Here is a 20862-nt window from a genome sequence, read left to right as displayed (position 1 = left end):
GTCAGCCCCTCCCGCGCTGGGTCGGGTCGGTGATGTCGCGCAGCGCGTCCCCGACGAGGTTGAAGGCGAGCGCGGTCATCAGGATCGCCGCGCCGGGGAAGAAGACCAGCCAGGGCGCCTGCTGGAAATAGCTCTGGCTCTCGAACACGATGTTGCCCCAGGAAGGCTCCGGCGGTTGCACCCCGATGCCGAGGAAGGACAGCGTCGCCTCCAGCAGCACCGTGGTCGCGATGCCGAGCGTGCCCCACACGATCGCGGTGGGCACCAGATGAGGCAGGATGTGCAGCACGAGGATGCGCAGATGGCCCGCTCCCATCGCCCGCTCGGCGAGGATGAAGTCGCGTTCGGCGAGCGAGCGGGTCTCGGTGTAGACGATCCGCGCCACCTGCGCCCAGTTCACCAGCGCGATCACCAGCGCCACGATCCACAGGCTCGGATGCAGCAGCGCCGCCAGCACGATGGCGAGCAGCAGGGCGGGGAACGCCATCATCAGGTCGGTGAAGCGCATCAGCGTGCCGCCGACCAGACCGGAAAAATAGCCGGCTATCGTCCCGATGAGCAGGCCGATCAGCACCGCGATGCCGTTGGCGACGAGGCCGATCAGCAGCGAGGTGCGCGCGCCATAGAGCAGGCGCGAGAAGAGATCACGGCCCAGCGTGTCGGTGCCGAGCGGAAACTGGTGCGAGGGCGGCAGCGGCGCGCCTTCCAGCGAGAGCCCGTCGAACATCTGGGCATCGGGCTGGTAGGGCGCGATCAGCGGGGCGAAGAGCGCGCCGGCCAGCACGAGCGCGATGACGATGAGGCCGATCAGCAGCGAGGGACGGCGCAGGAGCGTGCGGAACATGTGACTCACCCCGCTTCCGGCAGGTGGCTGCGCCCCGCCAGCACGCTCGCCGCGGCCTGCTCCACGGTGAGCCGGCGGTCCATCGCGAAGCGGCGCAGCCGGCGATAAGCCTCCTCTTCGTCGAGGCAGTGGCGCGCCGCGATCATGTCCACCGCCCGCAGCACCGCGCCGCGCAGCCGCAGCCGCTCCTGAAGCGCCTCGATCTTCGCCCGCGCCGCGGCACGCTCGGCGAAGATGTAGAGCGCCAGCACCAGCGCCGGATAGACCGCGGCCGCATTCACCGGCTTGGCGATGAGGGCGCCGGCCCCCTGCGCGATGGCGAACGCGATGCGCCCGGGCGCCTCGGAGGCGAGCAGCGCCACCACCGGACAGCGCGCCTCCTCCGCCGGCCAGGGCAGCAGGCCGTTCCAGCCCTGGTCGGCATCCACCAGAACGACGTCGAAGCGCTCCTCCGGCCGCAGCGGCGCCCAGCGCTGCTCGACCTCCAGCCCGATCACGCGAAGCTGTCGCTCCAGCCGCGCCACCGCCTCGTCCGGGCGGTGCAGGATGAGGGCGCGGCGGCCGACGAAATGGGGGGTGGTGACGCCCGCGCCGCTCATGACACCACCCGCAGATGCGTGGGCGCGGCGATCCGGCTGCCGGACCGGACGCCGGTGAGATAGGGATCGGCGGCGACCGGGGGACGCGAGGCGATCACGTCGAAGCCGCCTTCCGCGTTGATCCGCCCGAGATGGAAGGGCAGCGCCGCATGGTTGGTGCGCGGGTCGATGCGGATCGGCCCCTGCACCGTCGGGTGCACCGGCCCGCACACCGCCCGGCGGACCGCCGCCGGCTCGTCGGTGCTCGCCGCGCGGATCGCCTCGGCACAGAGCCGGACCGCCGCATAGGCCCCGGAGAAGAAGGAGGAGAAACGCCGCCCGGCCCCGAACCGCGCCGCCGCCTGCGCCCGGAAGGCGCGGCTCTCGGGTAGGTCGAGGCTGTCGAACCAGCAGGCCGCGGCGAGCTGGCCCACCCCCGCGCCGTCGGGAATCTCGGGCAGCTCGCATTCGGTGAGGTCGCAGCTCACCACCGGGCAGGCCTCGGGGCGGAAGGCGGGCTCCTCACGGCCCAGCGCGCGCATCGCGGCGAGGAAGGCGTAGCTCGACGGGCCGATGAGGTTGTTGAGAATGAAGGAGGGCCGCGCCGCGCGGATCTCGGCGATCAGCCGGCCGATCTCGGTTTCCTCGATCGGCAGGAAGCGCTCGCCCGCCACCTCGCCGCCGGCCGCGTCCAGCAATTCGCGGGCGAGCCGGTTCATCTCCCAGCCCCAGACATAATTGGCGCCGAGCAGGAACACCCGCCCGCCATGGCGCGGGATCAGGTGCTCGAACAGCGGCAGCAGATGCTGGTTCGGGCAGGCGCCGGTGTAGATGATGTTCTCATTGGCCTCGAACCCCTCATAGGGGCAGAGATACCAGAGCAGCGCGTCGTGCTTCTCGACCAGCGGCGTCACGTCCTTGCGGGCGGCGGAGAGCGCGGTGCCGACGATGTGGCGGCAACCCTTCTCGCGCAGCAGCGCGCGGGCAAGGCTCACATAGCGCCCGGCCTCGCCCGCCGGATCCGCGAGCACGAGTTCGACCGGCAGGCCCCTCCCCTTCAGCGCCTCTTCGTTCAGCGCCTCGGCCGCGAGCACCGCGCCATCCGTGCAGTCCCGCCCGAAGGCGCCATAGGGCCCGGTGGTGGAATAGAGGATGCCGATGCGGATCGGGTCTGTCATCGCGTGTTCGGTCGTCCGGTGGCGGCGCGGGTGCAGAACGCAAAAACCCCACGGACACGCCTCCCGTCATGATGGCACATGACGCTGGCATGTTCGCGGGGCGCTGTTGCCCTCTGGCCTTTGCGGCCGATGTCGTTGGAGCGGTGAAGACAGCCGGAGAGCTGCCCACCGATTGAGCGTGATTAAAACACGATCCCGACGTCCGCTGTCAACCGCCTGTCAGCGGCTCTCCGCAATCCTTTCGTTCAGCGCGCGGCGGCGCCGGGCGAGGAGGAGACATACTGGATGGAGCGGCGGATCAGCTCCGGCAGGCTGGTGGCGCCGAGCTTCGCCTTGAGCTGCGAGCAGGTGTTCGCCACCGTCTTGTAACTGATGCCGAGTTCGTCGGCGATCTGGGTGTAGGTCTTGCCCTCGGCGAGCAGCGAGATGGCCTGCAATTCGCGCGGCGTCACGTCGGCGAGGTTGGCGCTGCCGGCGCTGCGGCCCAGCATCGCGACCTGCAAAGCGAGTTCGTGGCTGAGATAGGGCTGGCCGCGGCGCACCTTCTCGAACGCGTCGATCAGCCCGCCCGAGGAGGTGTCCTTCAGCACATAGCCGGTGGCTCCCGCCTCCAGCGCGCGACTGGCGATCACCGGGTCGCCGTGCATGGAGAAGACGAGGATGGGCGTGCGCGCGCTCTGGCTGCGCAGCCTGCGCACCAGCATCAGCCCCGAAAGCCCGTTGCCGTGCAAAGCGAGGTCGACGATCACCACGTCCGGCTTCTCGCGGCGGAACTGCCGGTAGCCGCTGATCACGCTGCTCGCGGTCAGCACCTTCTCCACCCCCGCATCCTCGAGGAGCCGCGCGCAGCCCTGCAGGACGATGGGATGGTCGTCGATCACCAGCACGCTGGTCATGAGGTGGCGGTCTCCTTGCGTCGTGGACCCGCCGCGTCGGGCCGGTATCCGGTGAGGTGCCCGGTCAGGAATCCGGGACGGGCGGGACCTTCGCGGTCCACCTGGCCGCCTTCGGTGACCGGGATCTCGACCTCCACGCGGGTGCCGGGCCAGCGCCCGCGGGTCGAGGCCTTGCGGATGCTCCAGCGCCCGCCGAGCGCGGCCACCCGCTCGCCGATGCCGGTGAGCCCGTAGCCCGCCTCGGCGCCGGGCCGGATTCCGGTGCCGTCATCCTCCACCACGAGGGTCAGGGTCGGGCGATCGGAAAGCCCGGTCTCGGCGAGGCGCAGCACCACATGGCGGGCAGCGCCGTGGCGCACCGCATTGGTCACGCCCTCCTGCGCGCAGCGATAGATGGTGAGGCCGACGCCTTCCTCATAGCTGCGGGTCATGGGGGTACTGGTGAGGGTGAAGCTGCGGTCCGGCACGGTGCGGCCGAAATCGGCCAGCAACTCGGCCAGCAATTCGTTGAGCGGCACATGGCCGAGCGCCATCGGGCGGATGGAGCGCAGAAGCCGGCGGTTGAGGAGCTGGATCCGGTCCACGATGTCGGTCGCGGTCGCGGTGCGCTCGGCGAGGCGGGCGGCCAGAACCGACTCGGCGCCCTCCGCCAGGCGGGCGACCGATTCGAGATTGGCCCGCACCCCGAAGAGGCAGGGACCCAGCTCGTCGTGCAGCTCGGCGGCGATGCGGGCACGCTCGTCGTCCTGCACCGTCACCAGCCGGCGGGTGAGGCGCTCATTGTCGGCACGGGCGAGTTGCAAAGCTCCGGCCAGCGCGTTGAAGCGGGCGTTGATGGCCTCGAATTCGCGCATCCTCGGCCGGCCGAGCCGGTGCTGAAAGCGCCCCGCCTCCAACGCCTGCATGCCGGCGGACAGGTCGCGCAGCGGCGCGAACAGCCGGCCGAGCGCGATGTAGAGCGCGGCGAGGATGGCGACATTCACCACCAGCGCCAGCATGGTGAGGCTCGACATGTCCTCCCACACCTCGGCGATCTCGTCGGCGCTCTCGCCGGAGACGAGCACGCGGCCGAGCTGGGTGGTGCCGTCATGGATCGAGATCTCGCGGCTCATCGGCGCCACGTCGACGAGCCGGGTGAACCAGGCCGGCACCTCGGAAATGACGGCATCGCGCTCGCCGTCGCCGTCCACGTCATCGCCCCGCGCGAGGCTGCTCTCATTGGGCGTGACGTCGAGCACCCGGCCCTTGGCGTCCTCGATGCGGATGCGGACATGGCGCAGCCCGCCGATGTGCAGCGGCAGCTCCGCCAGCGAGGCGCTGGCCCCGCCCCGCGCGGCGAGGCGCTGGACCTGACCCTCGACGAATCGCGCGGCGATGGCGAGCGAGGCACTGATCTCGACATTGGTGGCGCGCCTGGCATTGGCCACCACCAGCGCCGCCGCGCCGAGGCCGGCCACGAGATTGGCCGCCACCAGCACCGCGAGAACCTGCACCCGCAGCGAACGCGCACGCCACAGCACGGTCCAGGGCTCGCGCAGGAGGCGACGCAGCAGATGCCCGCCGCCGCGGCGCAGGCGCATCATCGGGCCGCCGCGCGCCGGCCGCAGGACACCCGAGGTCGGGCTCATGGCTGGTCACCCGGCGAGGGTAGCGGAGGCGAGGGCACGGCCGGCCGCACGTCCGGCGGCATGCCCTCGGGCGACACCGCCGCCGGGCGCCCCACTTCCGCGGGCTTGGACGGCAGCGGATCGGACCGGCTCCGGTTGGCGGAGGGCGGCGCCTGGGTCTTGAGCAGGGCAAGCGCAGCGTCGCGCTCCATGCCGCCGCGGCGCAGGTTGAAATAATACTGGCACACCGTGCCGAAACCGGCCCGCGCGCCCGGCACCGCCAGCGCCGAGAGGTCGGCCAGCAGCCGCTGCCCGGGCTCGGCGAGGTCCTTTTCGGCCAGCATTTCGGTGAGCTGGACCAGCCGGTTCGCGATCATCCGGCCGCTCTCGTCGAAGCGCGAATCGGCATCGGCCAGCAGCGTGTTCCAGCGTTCCACCGCCGGGTCCATCTCCGGCACGTCATGGCCGGCTTCGCGGCTGGCGAGCCAGCGGCCGGGGGTGGCACCGTCCATCTGGCCGAGGTGGCTGCGCCTGGCGAGATCGTCGGGCGCGGGGGTGGGCGCCTTCTCGCGGGTGGAAAGAACCGGGTCGCCCCCGTGGGGTGCGGCATCCTGCCGGTCCACCGCCCGACCGGCCTCGCGGGCCTGCGGCGACGCGGTCTGTCCGCGCGCCTGCGAGTCTTCCTGCTCGCCGCAGCCGGCCAGCAGGCAGGCGGCCGAAAGCGCAAGCATCTTCATGAGGATGCGCGATATCGACAGAAACCGTGCGTGGCGACGAAAAGCCGGCATCGACGTATACTTATGCTCTTCTTATGAATATTGACTGCACCAGAGTGCCGCACCTCACCTATAGGTGCTCTCATTGCCGTCCGCACGCAAGCCGCGGAACCCTTCACCGGGTGCAAATGCCGCACAACCGGCTGCAAATACGGCTGATTTTTCCTCATTCCAAATTTCCGGCACGCGACCAACAGGCAAAACTTCCCGGAACGTTACCATCTATTCCCGGGTCTAATTGCCGAGCTTCCTCAAGACACGTCCCGTCGATCGCGCAAACTATTATGCAACAAGCAAGAATGACTTGAGAAATTCATAAGAAACCCCGCCGCCATGACCGAAGCGCGCCGTACCGCGGCCCGCCGGATCGGGGCTGTCGGGGCATAACAGCCCGGCCGTATCGAAGGATCGAGCCGGGCGCTCCTGGGACTGGAAACGCGAGGGAAGTCAAGATGACCCGATTGACGTCTTCGGTGTCCGCGTTGTCGCTCGTCGTCGCGCTCGGCGCGATGGTGGGAGCTGCCGGCATCACCCCGGCGGCGGCCAACGACAAGCTCGTCGAGCTGTCGAAGAGCACCGACAACTGGCCGATGACCGGCAAGAACTACAATGCCAACAACTACAGCGAGGCCAAGGAGATCACCAAGGAGAACGTCAAGCAGCTGCGTCCTGCCTGGTCGTTCTCCACCGGCGTGCTCTCCGGCCACGAAGGCACCCCGCTGGTGATCGGCAACCGGATGTATGTCCATACGTCCTTCCCGAACATCACCTATGCCCTCGATCTCGACGACCCGGGCCACATCGTGTGGATGCACAAGCCCAAGCAGCCCGCCACCGCCCGCGCGGTCGCCTGCTGCGACGTCGTGAACCGCGGCCTCGCCTACTGGCCGGGCGACGGCAAGGTACCGGCGCTCATCCTCAAGACCCAGCTCGACGGCAACGTCGTGGCGCTCAACGCCGAGACCGGCGAGGAGTACTGGAAGGTCGAGAACTCCGACATCAAGGTCGGCTCCACCCTGACCATCGCCCCCTATGTGGTGAAGGACGAGGTGATCATCGGCTCCTCGGGCGCCGAGCTCGGCGTGCGCGGCTATGTTACCGCCTATGACGTGAAGACCGGCGAGCAGAAGTGGCGCCGCTACGCCACCGGCTCCGACGAGGACATCGGCATCGGCGACGACTTCAACAAGGACAACCCGCAATACGGCCAGAAGGGCCTCGGCCTCTCCACCTGGGAAGGCGACGCCTGGAAGATCGGCGGCGGCACCAACTGGGGCTGGTACGCCTACGACCCGGACACCAACCTGATCTATTACGGGTCGGGCAACCCGGCGCCCTGGAACGAGACCATGCGTCCGGGCGACAACAAGTGGACCATGACCATCTGGGGTCGCGACGTCGACACCGGCATGGCCAAGTTCGGCTACCAGAAGACCCCGCACGACGAATGGGACTATGCCGGCGTCAACGTCATGATGCTCTCGGAGCAGAAGGACAGGACCGGCAAGCTGCGCAAGCTGCTGACCCACCCGGATCGCAACGGCATCGTCTACACTCTTGACCGGACCAATGGCGACCTCGTCTCGGCCGACAAGATCGACGACACCGTGAACTGGGTGAAGCAGGTCGACCTGAAGACCGGCCTGCCGCAGCGCGACCCGGAATTCGGCACCCGCATGGACCACAAGGGCCGCGACATCTGCCCCTCGGCCATGGGTTACCACAACCAGGGCCACGACAGCTACGATCCGACGCGCCAGACCTTCTTCATGGGCGTGAACCACATCTGCATGGACTGGGAGCCCTTCATGCTTCCCTACCGTGCCGGTCAGTTCTTCGTCGGCGCCACCCTGAACATGTATCCCGGCCCGAAGGGTGACCGGCAGAACTATCTGGGTCTGGGTCAGGTGAAGGCCTATGACGCGATCAACAACAAGTTCAAGTGGGAAGTCATGGAGCGCTTCGCGGCCTGGGGCGGCACTCTTGCCACCGCCGGCGGCGTGATGTTCTACGGAACGCTGGACGGGTTCATCAAGGCCCGCGACAGCGACACCGGCGAACTGCTCTGGAAGTTCAAGCTGCCCTCCGGCGTGATCGGTCATCCGATGACCTTCACCCACAACGGCACCCAGTATGTCGCGATCCTGTACGGGGTCGGCGGCTGGGCGGGCGTCGGCCTGGTGTTCGACCTGAACGACCCGACCGCCGGTCTCGGCGCGGTGGGCGCGTTCAAGAACCTCCAGCACTACACCCAGATGGGCGGCGGCGTGATGGTGTTCTCGCTCGACGGCAAGGGTCCGTACTCGGATCCGAACGTCGGCGAATACTCCACCAAGGTGATCCGCGCCGCCAACTGATCCGCGCTCACCGGATCGTCGGCCGAAACGCCGCCTGACCACCCGCCGCCGCCTCTCCCCCGGCGGCGGGTGGTTCCCGGTCCCCGGACCGTGACGACGCCGCCGGGCCGACACGTCGCGGCCCGCACGACAGCTCTCTTCAAGATCCTGCTCCTCTTCAAAATCCCTTGCCCCCGAGAGCCCTGAGGCCGCGGCAAGGTTCAGGTGGAACGCGCCCCAAGGAAGGAACCCGACCATGACCGTCAGCGTGACCCCCGCCAGCTCCGGTTCCATGCCCGCCTCCCGGCGCCGCCGGTCGCGATCCTTCACCGGAACGGCCGCCGCGGCGCTCGCCCTCGCTCTGCTGGCCGCGCCCGCATGGGCCGCCAATGCCGGCGAGCAGCCGGCCGCCGACGCCGCCGCACCCGCCCGTCCCGGCGAGCTGCGCATCTGCGCCTCCAATGTCGAGGCCCCCTTCTCCGAGAAGGGCGATACCGGCTTCGAGGACCGCATCGCCCAGGTGCTCGCCGAAGCCATGGGCCGCAAGGCGGTTTTCGTGCGCTCCGACCGTCCGGGCGTCTACATGGTCCGCGACATGCTCGACGCCAATAGCTGCGACGTCGTGATGGGCGTGGACGCCGGCGACGAGCGCGTCGCCACCTCCAAGCCCTATTACCGCACCGGTTACGTGTTGGTGACGCGGACCGACCGCAACATCACCGCCAACCGGTGGGACGACCCGAAGGTGAAGGAGCAGACCCGCTTCGCCCTCCGCTTCTACTCGCCCGCTGAAGCCATGGTGAAGCGCCTCGGCCGCTACGAGGACAACGCCGCCTACATGTATTCGCTGGTGAACTTCGTCTCCCGCCGCAACCAGTGGGTCCAGGTCCCGGGCGACCGTCTCGTCAGCGAAGTGGCCAAGGGCGACGCCGACGTCGCCATCGCCTTCGCCCCCGAGGTCGCCCGCTACGTGAAGACCTCGACCGTGCCGCTCACCATCACGGTGATGGCCGACGACTTCTCCGCGACCGAGGGCGGCCCGAAGATCCCGCTGCACTATGACCAGTCGATCGGGGTGCGAAAGGACGACACCGCGCTCCTCGGCGAGATCAACGCCGCGCTGGAGAAGGCCCGTCCGCAGATCGACAAGATCCTCTCGGACGAGGGCATCCCGGTCCTGAAGCCCAATAGCTGAGACAGCGGCGTCGGGCGGGCCGCATTTCGCGTCCTTCTGCCCTCCCGCGCCCCGTCCCGGTTTCTGCACCACCCGGCCAAAGCCAGGCCTCAAGAGCCAAGCCCCCGCGAAAAGGCCCACTATCGATGAAGAGACGTTCTCTGGCGAAAACCGCCGCCGCGTTCCTGCTGTTCGGTACCCTCGGCTACGGCGCCTACAATTCCAGCGCCCTCGCCGAACTGATGTTCACCAACACCGTCACCGGCGAGCCGCTGGACTTCAGCCAGGCTCCCGAGGAAGGTCGCGACACTCCGGCAGTGAAGCACTTTCTGGAGACCGGCGAGAATCTCTATATCGAGAACAAGCTCTGCCTTCCCAAGGGCGAGGAGTTGTTCCTCACCATGTGCTCGGGCTGCCATGGCCATTACGGCGAGGGCAAGATCGGGCCGGGCCTGAACGACAGCTACTGGACCTATCCCGGCAACGCCACCAACAAGGGCATCTTCGAGACGGTCTATGGCGGCGCCACCGGTCAGATGGGCCCGATGTACGGCGCGCTGAACCTCAACGAGATGCTGCTGGTCATCGCCTGGGTCCGCCATTTCTACAAGGACGACGTGAAGGATGCGACCTGGCTGACGCCGGAGCAGCAGAAGGCCTTCAAGGCCTTCAACCACGACACCAATCCGATCCAGCCTTCCGACGTCACGCCGCCCGAATGCGGCGGGACGGGCTGAGGGCGAGCCGAGCCTCGCAGACGCGCCCAGACCCTCCCGGCGCGCCTGCGGCACCGGCGCGATGTTCCACCAGGACATCCGCCGCACCGAAGGAGAGCGCCACGAGGCGCCGTACCCACCCGGAAACGATCAGGAGAGATGCATGACCACCTCGATTTCGCGCCTGCTTCCCATCTCCACCGCCTTGGCCCTGGCGGGTGTCGTCGGCTTCGCCGCGCTTGCCCCGGCGCTCGCCTATGACGGCACCAACTGCCGCGCCCCCGGCAATTGCTGGGAGCCCAAGCCCGGCTTCCCCGCCGTCATTGCCGGCAGCAAGTTCGACCCGAAGCACGACCCCAAGGAACTCGCCAAGCAGTCCGAGTCCATCAGGGGCATGGAAGAGCGGAACGCCCAGCGGGTCGCCAACTTCAAGAAGACCGGCAAGTGGGAATACGACGTCAAGAAGATCGCCGACTGAGCCGCCCGGCCGCCGGGTGAGACAGCCGCTCGCCCCTGACAGGCTCCGGTCGGACCAGCCGGGGCAGGAACCTGCCGCAAAGGAACCTGCCGCGAAGAAACCTGCCGTGAAGGCCCGCCGGCCTTCGCGCAGGGCTCGCCTTCGCGGCAGGGGCGGCTTGCGTGGCGTCGTGCGGATCTGCCTGCGCGATGCATGGCGGCAAAAGGCTGGAGCGGACCCGGTGAACCGAACATCACCGGGCCTTCTTCCGGCCGCGCACGACTTTCATGAGATCCCACCCGAAGACGCCGGTGCTTCTCCGGCCCGGCGACGCGTTCCTCCGGTCGGCCTTCCCGGGCCTTACGGATATCGGTGGGCACTTGGCACGACCGCGGGTCGCTCCCGACCCGCGGTCGTGCCCTTTCCCCGACAAGGGCGTCACGTCATGCGCAGTCCGTGCCGAGCCGCATCCGCGGGGCGAACCTTTCTCGGGGAGAGCCATGCCCGGCACGCCCTTTCCCCGCACGCCCTCCGCCGGCACGCCCGCCGGCATTTGCGCCCTTCCCCTTTCCTTCCCCGGCCGTATCCCGGCCGCGCCGCACCAGGCCGTCCCGGCTCCGCGGCCGGCGCGCGCCTGCGTCCCGCCGGGGTCCTGCGGCCGCGCGGCTCCCGTGCCGTGAGCAAGGCCGGGAGAACGTGATGCAGACCCAGTCCGTTGCCTCGCCCGCCGCCGGATCCCTGGCCCCGTCCACGACCGGCCCGCAGCCCGGCACCTCCCTGCTCGCCAACCCCCTGCTCGCGACCTGGCGCGAGCGTGCGCTCGCCTTCGAGCGCGAAGTCGGCAAGGCGGTGCTCGGTCAGGAACGGGTCATCCGCCTCATCACCATCGCCACCTTCGCCCGCGGCCATGTCCTGCTGGAAGGCGATGTCGGCGTCGGCAAGACCACGCTGCTGCGCGCCGTCGCCCGCGCCATCGGCGGCTCCTTCTCCCGCATCGAGGGCACCATCGACCTGATGCCGGCGGACCTCGTCTACCACGCCCATCTCGGCGAGGACGGCAAGCCGCGCATCGATCCCGGTCCGCTGCTGAAACAGGCCGGCGACCTCTCCATCTTCTTCTTCAACGAGATCAACCGGGCCCGCCCGCAGGTTCATTCGCTGCTGCTGCGGCTGATGGCCGAGCGCACGGTCTCCGCCTTCAATCGCGACTATTTTTTCCCGCATCTCCAGGTCTTCGCCGACCGCAACCGGGTGGAGCGCGAGGAGACTTTCGAGCTGCCCGCCGCCGCCCGCGACCGCTTCCTGATGGAGATCGCGGTCGACATGCCGGCGCAGGCCGATGCGCGGCGCAGGCTGATCTTCGATCCGCGCTTCCATGATATCGACGCGCTGATGGAAGAGGTGCGCGAAGGCGTGCTGGACCCGACCCAGCTCGACACGGTCGCCCGCGCCATCCAGACCGGCGTCACCGCCAGCCCGGTGCTGGAGACCTACGTCACCGCGCTGTGGGATGCGGTCCGCGATCCCGCCGGCCATGGCATCGACATCCCCGGCGTCGAGATGGACCGCCTCGTCATGGGCGGGGCGAGCCCGCGCGGCATGTCCTACCTTGTGCGTGCCGCTCGCGTCCGCGCCTGGCTCGACGGCCGCGACATGGTGGTGCCGGAAGATATCCGCGCCGTCTTCCCGGAGGTGATGGCGCACCGCATCTTCCTCGACCCGGTCTACGAATTGCGGCGCGACGCGCTGGTGGCCGAGCTGATCGCCGGCGTCTTCGCGACGGTGCCCGCGCCATGAGAACGGGCGCAGCTGGAGCGGGCGCGGCCGGAGCGGGCTGGGAGAAGACCGCGGGCAGGGTCGGGACCGCGGGCGACAGGCCGGCGCGCCTCCGGCCCGCTCCGGCCGCGGCGCAGGCCCCCGCCGCGGGACCGCGCACGCTCGCCTATGCGCTGCGCTGGCGTCCGCGCGGCATCCGTCCCGGCGCCCATGCCGGCGGCGGCGAAGGCGGCGAGGGCGCGTTCCGCCGCCATGTCGAGCTGACCCGCAGCCCCGATCCGCGCCGGCTCGACGTGCTCGCCTCGCTGCGCGACCCCTTCGGCACGCTGCATGTGCGCCAATATGCACCGCGCCGGGCCATCGCGGTCGCGGCGCTGGTGGACCTCTCCGCCTCCATGCGCTTCGGCGGCCTCGTCGCAGGCCCGGTGACGGAGCTCTGCACCCTGCTCGCCGCCTCGGCGCAGGCCATCGGCGACAGCTTCGCCCTGCACGGGGCGGGCGCGGCCCCGCGCGAGGATGTCGATCTGCCCGCCGGCCGGCGCCGCGGCATCGAGACCGAGGTGCGCAGCCGCCTCGCCCGCGCCGAACCCGACGGCGCCGGCAGCGCCGGCCTCGTCGCCGCCGCCGAGCGCCTGCCCGCCCGACGCGGCATGGTCTTCCTCATCTCCGATTTCCTGATGCCGGCGGACGAGATCGGACGGCTCCTCGACGCCCTGTGGCGGCACGACGTGATTCCCGTTGTGCTGCATGACAGCGCCGCCGAGCGCGATCTGCCGCGCTGGGGCCTCGTGCAGCTCGCCGATCTGGAAACCGGGGCAAGACGGCTCGTCGTCATGCGCCCGGCACTGCGCGCGCGCTGGCGGGCCGCCGCCCGTGCGCGGCGCGCGGCGCTGGACGCGCTGTTCGCCGCCCACGGCGCGCGCGCGTTCCATCTGGTGGACCGGCTCGACGCCGACGCCCTCGCCCGCCATCTGTTGGAGGGCTGAACCATGCGCGCCCGCCTTTCTCCCCTCCTTGCGGCCGGCCTTCTCCTCGCACTGGCCATCGCGGCTCCCGCGCAGGCGCAGGTCAACACCCAGAGCGAGGAGCAGGAGCGCACCCAGGGCGCCGGCGCCGGGGACACCGCGAACGCGCCGGTTCTGCCGGCCGGCGGCCCGTTCCGCGCTCTCGACCTCTATCCGCCGCGCAATTTCGGCTATCTGCTGGGCGACGCAATCCGGCACGAGATCGAGATCGCGCTCGATCCCGCCTATCATATCGAGCCCGCCTCCCTGCCGCGGGCGCGGGCGCTCACCTACTGGCTGAACCTGCAGAATGTGCGGCTGGAGGATCTCGGCATCCGCGAGGGCACCCGTCGCTACCGGCTGTGGCTCGACTACCAGACCTTCTACGCCCCGCTGGAGCCGAAGCGGCTGGAGATCCCCGCACTGACCCTCACCGCCAGCGACGGCATTCGCAGCACCGATGCGAAGGTGCCGGCGTGGAGCTTCGTCATGACCCCGCTGCGCGAGGTCGCCGGCTCCGCCTCCGGCGAGGCGCTGCGGCTGCGCAGCGACATCGCCCCTGCGAACGTGCCGACCCGCAGGCTGGTCACAGCGACGATCGGAGCCGCCGGGGTGGCTCTGCTGGCGCTCGCCGCACTCGCCGCCCAGTTCGGCTGGGGGCCGTTCCGCCGGATGCGCGCGCGGCCCTTCGCGGCGGCGCTGCGCGCTATCCGCCGCGCCGGGCCGGAGCTGGACTCATCGTCCACCTCATCGGACTCACCGGTCTATCGCGACGCGCTGCTCGCCCTGCACCGCGCGCTCGACGCGACGGCCGGCCGCCGGGTGCTCGCGGAGGACCTTCCCGGCTTCCTCGACGACCACCCCGACTACCGGCCCGCCGCCCCCGAGCTGGAAACCCTGTTCGCCGCCTCCCGCCGCCTGTTCTTCGCCGCCGACGCCGGAAGCGCCGGCACCCTGCTGGCGCCGAAAGCCGTGCCCGGCCTCGCCCGCCGGCTCAGCGCCATCGAGAGGACCGCGGCATGAAGGGGATGCTTGCGGGACAGTTTCCGGGCGGCTTCGGCGTCGACTATCCCCTTGTCTTAGCTTTGCTTTTCCTGATTTCTCTGCCGCTGCTGAACTTGCCGCTGCTGCGCCAGCGCGCCCCCTCCCTTGCCCTCGCCCCGCCGGACCAGCTGTCCCGCATCGTCGCCGGCCTGCTGCGGGTGTCCGGCATGGTCGCGATCGCGGCGCTGGTGCTCGCGCTGGCGGGGCTGCACCGGCGCGAGCAGACCGTCGAACGGCAGGGCCACGGCGCCAACATCGTGCTGCTGTTCGACCGTTCCTCCAGCATGGACAACACCTTCGCCGAAACCACGCCGACCGGCGGCGAGGAATCGAAATCCCATGCGGCCAAGCGGCTGCTGAGCGAGTTCGTGGCCCGGCGCGAGCACGACCGCATCGGCGTCGTCGCCTTCTCCACCTCCCCGATGCCGGTGCTGCCGCTGACCGACCATCACGGCGCGGTGCAGGCCGCCATCGCCGCCATCGACCGGCCGGCGCTGTCCTACACCGATGTCGGCCGCGGCCTCGCCATGGCGCTGACCCGCTTCGACGCCGCCAGCGAGAACGCCTCGCGCGCGCTACTGCTGGTGTCCGACGGCGCCGCCGTGATCGACCAGAAGGTGCAGGAGTTCCTGCGCGACGAGATCCTGCGCAATCCCGTGCATCTCTACTGGCTCTTCCTGCGGTCCAAGGGCGCGCCCAGCATCTTCGCTCCGGCCCCGATCGGCGACGACACCCCGCAGGCCTATCCCGAGCGCCATCTGCACCTGTTCATGAAGAGCCTCGGCGTGCCCTACCGCGCCTTCGAGGCGGAAAGCCCGCAGGCGGTGGAACAGGCGATCGCCGAGATCGACCGGCAGGAAACCCATCCGCTGCTCTATGAAGAGCGCGTGCCCCGGCAGGATTATGCCCGTCTTCTGCTGGTGGTGGCGATTCTGGCGCTCGGCCTCCTGCTGTCGGCCAAACTCGCCGAGCGTCCCTTCGAGCGGCCGTTGCGAGCCACACCCGTCGCCCCCGGGCGCGCGGCTCACCCTGTCCGGACGCAGGATTCCGAATCCCAAAGGAGGGCTGCATGACGGCCGTGCCGATCCGCGCAGTCGCCGCCCCGCTCGCCACCCGGTTCCGCGGCCGCCTCGGCTGGCGCCGCCTGCTGATCTGGGCCACGGCCCTCGTGCTCGCCATCGCGGTCGCCGTCACGGCCGTCGATGGCTGGAAACTCGCCCGCGCCATGCGCACCAACGCCGATATCCATGCGCTGGTCGATGGCGGGAAGAATGTGGAGGTGCCAGCCGATGCGCGGCCCGAACTCGCCTTTGCCCGCCTGACGTTCCTGCTCCAGCGCGATCGGCTGGACGAAGCCCAGCCTGTGCTCTCCCACATCATGCGCACCGCGCCCCGCCCCCTCGTCGCCGCCGCACTCTACAACATGGCCAATAGCCGGCTCCACGCCGCCTTCGGGCATCTGGAAGGCAATGAGTTCGACGCCGCCGCGCCGCTCGTGCGCCTCGCCAAGGACGGCTACCGGCGGGCCCTGACCCTCGAGCCGGAGATGTGGGATGCAAAGTACAATCTCGACATCGCCATGCGGCTGGTGCGTGACTTTCCCAAGATCGACCAGGAAGGGGACGAGGAGGTCGGACCCGAACTCCTGAAAAATGTCTGGATCGAATTGCCCGGCCTTCCCAAGGGCCTGCCATGATGACGGGGTTTCTGTCCCGGTTCAGGGGCGACCCGGCCTTCTGGCTCCTACTGCTGGCGCTGGCGGCGGGCATCGTCGCGCTCGTGGCGCCCCGCATCGACCGGCAGCGTCACACCCGCGACGTGGTGATGGTGGTGGACATCACCGGCAGCATGAATGTGCGCGATACGACCCTCGACGGCGCGCCCGCCTCGCGGCTTGAAAGCGCCAAGCGCGCCATGCGGGCCCTACTGGCGGACCTGCCGTGCCGCTCGCGCGCCGGCCTTGCGATCTTCACCGAGCGCCGCGCCTTCCTGCTGCTGGAACCGGCCGAGGTCTGTGAAAATTTCGCCGCGCTCGATGCCGAGATCGCCGCGCTGGACTGGCGCATGGCGTGGGAGGGCGACAGCTACATCGCCCGCGGCGCGCAGGCGAGCTGGACACTCGCGCAAAGTCTGAACGCCGATCTCGTTTTCCTCAGCGACGGCCACGAAGCCCCGCCGCTGCCCTCCGACTCGCTGCCGCCCTTCGAGCGTACCGAGCCTGCGATTCGTGGGCTGATCGTCGGCGTAGGCGGGCTCGATCCGGCGCCGATCCCGAAATTCGACGATGAAGGCCGTGAGATCGGCTTCTATTCCGAGACCGACGTGCCGCAGGAGAACCGTTTCGGGCCGCCGCCCGCCGATGCCGAGCAACGCCCGGGCTACAATCCGCGCAACGCGCCCTTCGGTGGCGAGGCCGCGACCGGCACGGAACATCTCAGCGCGGTGCATGAGGAGCATCTGCACGCCATCGCCGACCAACTCGGCCTGTCCTATTTCCATCTGGCCGGACCGGAAAGCCTAGGACCGGCGGTGCTCGCCTCCACCACGCGGCGTCCTGCCACCGTGCCCGTCGACACCTATGGCTGGCCGGCGGGTCTGGCTCTGCTCGCCCTCGTCCTCGTCTACACCCTGTTGCCGGCATTGGCGCGCCGGCGCGACCGGCGGCCGACGCCGCTGCGTTCTCCTTCCCCCCGACCTTACGGATGATCCACATGAAGAAGCTGTTCCTGGCGGCGTTCGTCGCGCTGCTCGCCCTTCCGTCGCTCGCGACCGCCCACGGCCCCACCCCGCAGAAGGTCGAGGAAAGCATCCTCATCCCGGCGCCGCCCGACGCGGTATGGAAGGTGATGGGCAATTTCGGCAGCATCGGCGACTGGCATCCCGAGGTGAAGAAGGTGACCGCGACCGGCGACAACACCGCCGGCACCGCCTCGCGCACCATCACGCTGGAGAAGGGCGACATCACCGAAGGCCTCGACGAATACGACGCCGCCGACCACCGCTATGCCTACCGCATGTCCACCGAGAACATCGAGGCCCTGCCGGTGAGCTTCTACACCGCGGAAATCCAGGTGAAGCCGGCCGATGGCGGCAGCCAGGTGACCTGGGGCGGCCGCTTCTACCGCGCCGACACCACCAACGAGCCGGCCGAAGGCCAGGACGACCAGTCGGCCATCGACGCCATGACCGACTTCTTCAAAAAGGGCCTCGATGGGCTGAAAGCTAAGGTGGCCAAGCCTTGAGGAACAGTGTGAGAGACAGTCGCCCGGGCGATGACGGATCGAGACGCCGCTGCGTGAGGGACCGATCGTGAGACCGGGGACCATGGACCGTTGCGCCCGGGCTCTCCTGGCGCGCCGGCTTCGGGCTGTCGCGGGACAGCGTCCGGCCGTAGTCCCCGTGCTGCTCGCATTTTTAGCGGCATCCGTCCCTCTGTCGGCACATGCGCAGACGGCCCCTGCCGCCCCGGCGGCGGCGGCCGCAAAAACCGCCCCGACAACGCTCGCCGTCGTCTCCCAGCAGGCCGGCGTGCTGACGCTGCTGGACCTGCCCAGCCGGACGATCCGCGCGGAAATCCCGCTGGAGCGTGTGCCCGCCGCCATCGCCGCCAGCCCGGATGGGCGCACGGTTTATGTGACCCACCCCGATCTCGGCCTCGTCTCGCGGGTCGACGTCGCCGCGGGCAGGGTCACCACGACATTCAAAGCCGGCAAGGAGCCCTTCGGCATTGCCGTGACCGCGGATGGGGCGAGCCTCGTGCTTAGCGATTGGGAGTCGGATGCGCTGATCCGTGTCGATGCCGCTGACGGAAGAGAGACCGGGCGGGTCGCGCTCGGCAAGTCGCCCGCCGGCCTCGCGCTCGATCGGGCCCACGACATCGCCTATGTCGCGGATCGCGAGAGCAACGAGGTCAGCATCGTCGATGTCGCGGCGATGAAGCGCCTCGCCGCCGTGCCGGTTGGCCGCGCGCCCTTCGCGCTCGCGGTGTCGCCGGATGGCGCCCATGCCTACATCGCAAATGTGCAGAGCGGCGACCTTTCCATCATAGACGCCGCAACGCTGAAGGAGGCCGGACGCCCCAAGGTCGGGCTAATGCCCTATGGCGTCGCCCCGCTGGGCGCTGCGGATGACGGGAGTGGGCAGATCGCGGTCACCAACCAGCAGAGCGGCGAGCTTGCCCTTCTCGATCCCACCAGCGGCACGGTGGGTGCCCGTCTGCGCGGCATCGACTATCCCGAAGGCGTGGTCGTCGCCGGCGACATGCTCGCGGTCGCGTCCTGGGGCGAGGATGAGGTGGTGCTCACCGATGCCGGCGCCACCCGGATCCTGGCCCGCATCAAGGTCAGGGCCGGCCCGCGTATGATGGTGGCGCTGCCCTGAGAACCGCCTGGAGCCATTTATCGTTTCACGGAATCGATGAATGGCTCTAACCTATTGTCCGATCGCATTGTCTTCCCGCGAACCGGTACCCACTTCGCTCGAAATGCTCTAGCGGCGCTCGCGGAAGAAGGCGCGCAGCAGCTCGGCGCACTCCGCTTCGGCGAGCCCGCCGTAAAGCTCCGGCACGTGGTGACAGGTGGCCTGCGCGAAGAAGCGCACCCCGCTCTCCACCGCTCCGCCCTTGGGATCGGCCGCGCCGTAATAGACCCGGCGCAGCCGCGCCCAGGCAATCGCGCCCGCGCACATGGTGCAGGGCTCCAGCGTGACATAGAGGTCGCAGTCGGACAGCCGGTCGGTCCCGAGCCGCTGGGCCGCGGCACGCAACACCAGCATCTCGGCATGGGCGGTGGGGTCGGCATCCTGCCGCGTCCGGTTGCCGGCGGCGGCGATCACCTCGCCCGCGCGCACCATCACCGCACCGATTGGCACCTCCCCGCGCAAGGCGGCGGCGCGGGCTTCGGCGAGGGCGCGCTCCATGAAACCGGATCGTGAAGGCTCGGCCCGTGAAAGTCCGATGGACGCGGCGCGCGATTCCTGCTCAGTCAAAGGCTCGCCTCGCTTCGCCGAACGTGATAGCACCGCCGGCCCGATACCGGATCGCACCCATGCCGAAAAAGCTGCCGCCCCGCAAGGACCAGAACCGCGTTCCCCGCGCGCCCCGCGCCCTCGCCCCTGTCGAGCCGAAGGAGGCCGAGCGGGTCGCGAAGGTGATCGCCCGCGCCGGCCTCGGTTCGCGGCGCGAAATCGAGGAATGGATCGCGGAAGGCCGCGTCGCGGTGAATGGCGAGGTGCTCGAGAGCCCGGCCCGCACCGTGACCGCCCAGGACGCCATCACCGTGGACGGAGAGCCACTGCCAGCGAAAGAGCGCACGCGGCTCTACCTCTACCACAAGCCCAAAGGCGTGGTGACGACCAATTACGATCCCGAGGGCCGGCCGACCCTGTTCGAGATCCTGCCCCCCGGCCTGCCGCGCCTCGTCACGGTGGGGCGGCTCGACCTCAACACCGAAGGCCTGATCCTGCTCACCAATGATGGCGGCCTCGCCCGGGTGCTGGAACTGCCCGAAACCGGCTGGCTGCGCCGCTATCGCGTGCGCGCCAAGGGCTCGGTGATGCAAGACAAGCTCGACGCGCTCATCGCCGGCATCACCGTGGACGGCATCCAGTACGGCCCCATCGAGGCGACGCTCGACCGGGTACAGGGATCCAATCTGTGGCTGACGCTGGCACTGCGCGAAGGCAAGAACCGTGAGGTGCGCAACGTGCTCGGCGCACTCGGCCTCGAGGTCAACAGGCTGATCCGGCTCTCCTACGGCCCGTTCCAGCTCGCGGAGATTCCCGCCGGCGAGGCGCTCGAGGTACGCACCCGCGTGCTGGCCGACCAGCTGGGACCGGAGCTTTCCGCCGCCGCCGGCGCCGACTTCACGGGCCCGGTCTTCGACCATGCGGTTCCCGACGAGGAGGAGGAGCGCCCCGCCCGTGGCCGTGGCCACAGCGCCGAGGAGACGCGCCCCGGCGATGTCGAGAGCGCGCGCCCGCGCCGCAAGCCCATCGGCACCGAGACGACGCCCGAAAAGACCGTGAAGGCCGGTATCCTCTCCGACCGCAAGGGCCGAAAGTTTCTGGTGCAGCGCGTGCGCTCCAACGAGTCGCCGGAGCAGTCCGAAGAACCGCGTCGCGGGGATGATCGCCGCGGCGCCCGCCCGGAGACCGGGGGTGAACGCACCTTCCGCGCCCGTTCGGCTCGTCGCGACGACGACACCCGCGACGAGCGCCGCTCCCGTCCGCGCAATCTCCGTCCAGAGGACGGCGAGGGCCGCGAACGTCCGTTCCGCTCCCGCGGCCCACGCCGCGAGAGTGAGGGACAAGGCGAGCGGTCCTTCCGGCCCCGCACCCCGCGTCCCGAAGGTGCCGAGGGTGGCGAGCGTCCGTTCCGGCCCCGCACCCCGCGCCGCGAGGGTGAGGGACAAGGCGAGCGGTCCTTCCGGCCCCGCACCCCGCGTCCCGAAGGTGCCGAGGGTGGCGAGCGTCCGTTC

The 20862-nt window shown here is 69.7% G+C and carries 20 protein-coding genes; 13 read left to right on the top strand and 7 right to left on the bottom strand.

Going from position 1 to position 20862, the window contains the following annotated elements; translation table 11 throughout:
• Position 1: 1 nt before the first annotated feature.
• From MWN34_RS13710 to MWN34_RS13685, 6 genes are all read right to left on the bottom strand, one after another.
• Positions 2 to 844 carry an ABC transporter permease gene (locus MWN34_RS13710; protein WP_247029860.1) on the bottom strand — a complete coding sequence of 281 codons (843 nt, stop codon included), beginning with the start codon at positions 842 to 844 and terminating at the stop codon, positions 2 to 4.
• Positions 845 to 849: 5 nt separating this feature from the next.
• A complete protein-coding gene (locus MWN34_RS13705; RefSeq protein ID WP_247029859.1) occupies positions 850 to 1443 on the bottom strand; it encodes an ANTAR domain-containing response regulator in 594 nt (197 codons plus the stop codon).
• Positions 1440 to 2600: a transporter substrate-binding protein gene (locus MWN34_RS13700; RefSeq protein ID WP_247029858.1), complete on the bottom strand. Its 1161-nt coding sequence runs from the start codon at positions 2598 to 2600 to the stop codon at positions 1440 to 1442. Before MWN34_RS13700 ends, MWN34_RS13705 begins: the two co-directional genes overlap by 4 nt.
• Positions 2601 to 2845: 245 nt before the next feature.
• Positions 2846 to 3496, bottom strand: coding sequence for a response regulator transcription factor (locus tag MWN34_RS13695; protein WP_247029857.1), 651 nt, complete (start codon positions 3494 to 3496; stop codon positions 2846 to 2848).
• Positions 3493 to 5124 (bottom strand): LapD/MoxY N-terminal periplasmic domain-containing protein, encoded by a 1632-nt coding sequence (locus MWN34_RS13690; protein ID WP_247029856.1) that lies wholly within the window; start codon positions 5122 to 5124, stop codon positions 3493 to 3495. Before MWN34_RS13690 ends, MWN34_RS13695 begins: the two co-directional genes overlap by 4 nt.
• Complete coding sequence (locus MWN34_RS13685) at positions 5121 to 5840, bottom strand: hypothetical protein (protein WP_247029855.1); 720 nt, start codon at positions 5838 to 5840, stop codon at positions 5121 to 5123. Before MWN34_RS13685 ends, MWN34_RS13690 begins: the two co-directional genes overlap by 4 nt.
• Positions 5841 to 6331: 491 nt before the next feature.
• Here MWN34_RS13685 and MWN34_RS13680 point away from each other — a divergent pair, with 491 nt between their 5' ends.
• The 12 genes from MWN34_RS13680 (at position 6332) to MWN34_RS13625 (ending at position 18766) form a co-directional block, all read left to right on the top strand.
• Entirely contained in the window at positions 6332 to 8236 is a 1905-nt protein-coding gene (locus tag MWN34_RS13680) for a methanol/ethanol family PQQ-dependent dehydrogenase (protein ID WP_247029854.1), read from the top strand.
• 271 nt (positions 8237 to 8507) lie between these two features.
• Complete coding sequence (gene moxJ, locus MWN34_RS13675) at positions 8508 to 9410, top strand: methanol oxidation system protein MoxJ (protein WP_425532116.1); 903 nt, start codon at positions 8508 to 8510, stop codon at positions 9408 to 9410.
• Positions 9411 to 9535: 125 nt separating this feature from the next.
• Positions 9536 to 10126: a cytochrome c(L), periplasmic gene (moxG, locus tag MWN34_RS13670; RefSeq protein WP_247029852.1), complete on the top strand. Its 591-nt coding sequence runs from the start codon at positions 9536 to 9538 to the stop codon at positions 10124 to 10126.
• 142 nt (positions 10127 to 10268) lie between these two features.
• The gene (locus MWN34_RS13665; RefSeq protein ID WP_247029851.1) at positions 10269 to 10583 is read left to right on the top strand and encodes a methanol dehydrogenase [cytochrome c] subunit; all 315 of its coding nucleotides are present in this window, start codon (positions 10269 to 10271) and stop codon (positions 10581 to 10583) included.
• A 678-nt stretch (positions 10584 to 11261) separates the two neighbouring features.
• Complete coding sequence (locus tag MWN34_RS13660) at positions 11262 to 12359, top strand: AAA family ATPase (protein WP_247029850.1); 1098 nt, start codon at positions 11262 to 11264, stop codon at positions 12357 to 12359.
• Positions 12356 to 13324: a DUF58 domain-containing protein gene (locus MWN34_RS13655; protein ID WP_247029849.1), complete on the top strand. Its 969-nt coding sequence runs from the start codon at positions 12356 to 12358 to the stop codon at positions 13322 to 13324. Before MWN34_RS13660 ends, MWN34_RS13655 begins: the two co-directional genes overlap by 4 nt.
• Before the next feature lie 3 nt (positions 13325 to 13327).
• Positions 13328 to 14365: a nonribosomal peptide synthetase MxaA gene (locus MWN34_RS13650; RefSeq protein ID WP_247029848.1), complete on the top strand. Its 1038-nt coding sequence runs from the start codon at positions 13328 to 13330 to the stop codon at positions 14363 to 14365.
• Positions 14362 to 15459, top strand: coding sequence for a vWA domain-containing protein (locus MWN34_RS13645; RefSeq protein ID WP_247029847.1), 1098 nt, complete (start codon positions 14362 to 14364; stop codon positions 15457 to 15459). Before MWN34_RS13650 ends, MWN34_RS13645 begins: the two co-directional genes overlap by 4 nt.
• Positions 15456 to 16082 (top strand): hypothetical protein, encoded by a 627-nt coding sequence (locus MWN34_RS13640; RefSeq protein ID WP_247029846.1) that lies wholly within the window; start codon positions 15456 to 15458, stop codon positions 16080 to 16082. The genes MWN34_RS13645 and MWN34_RS13640 overlap by 4 nt, the downstream gene beginning before the upstream one ends.
• Entirely contained in the window at positions 16079 to 17092 is a 1014-nt protein-coding gene (locus MWN34_RS13635) for a VWA domain-containing protein (protein WP_247029845.1), read from the top strand. Before MWN34_RS13640 ends, MWN34_RS13635 begins: the two co-directional genes overlap by 4 nt.
• Positions 17093 to 17097: 5 nt before the next feature.
• Positions 17098 to 17628 (top strand): SRPBCC family protein, encoded by a 531-nt coding sequence (locus tag MWN34_RS13630; protein ID WP_247029844.1) that lies wholly within the window; start codon positions 17098 to 17100, stop codon positions 17626 to 17628.
• A gap of 286 nt (positions 17629 to 17914) precedes the next feature.
• On the top strand, positions 17915 to 18766 hold the full coding sequence (locus tag MWN34_RS13625; RefSeq protein ID WP_247029843.1) for a YncE family protein: 852 nt from the start codon (positions 17915 to 17917) through the stop codon (positions 18764 to 18766).
• A 108-nt stretch (positions 18767 to 18874) separates the two neighbouring features.
• Here MWN34_RS13625 and MWN34_RS13620 read toward each other — a convergent pair whose 3' ends face one another.
• The gene (locus MWN34_RS13620) at positions 18875 to 19303 is read right to left on the bottom strand and encodes a nucleoside deaminase (RefSeq protein ID WP_247029842.1); all 429 of its coding nucleotides are present in this window, start codon (positions 19301 to 19303) and stop codon (positions 18875 to 18877) included.
• A gap of 128 nt (positions 19304 to 19431) precedes the next feature.
• Between MWN34_RS13620 and MWN34_RS13615 the strand changes: the two genes are divergently transcribed.
• The coding region (locus MWN34_RS13615) for a pseudouridine synthase (RefSeq protein WP_247029841.1) at positions 19432 to 20862 on the top strand (1431 nt) is incomplete at its 3' end.

Origin of the sequence: Ancylobacter crimeensis (assembly GCF_023016805.1) — a bacterium.
GTDB lineage: Bacteria > Pseudomonadota > Alphaproteobacteria > Rhizobiales > Xanthobacteraceae > Ancylobacter > Ancylobacter crimeensis.
Note: the sequence above shows the minus strand (reverse complement) of the source record. Positions and strands in the feature narration are given on the sequence as shown.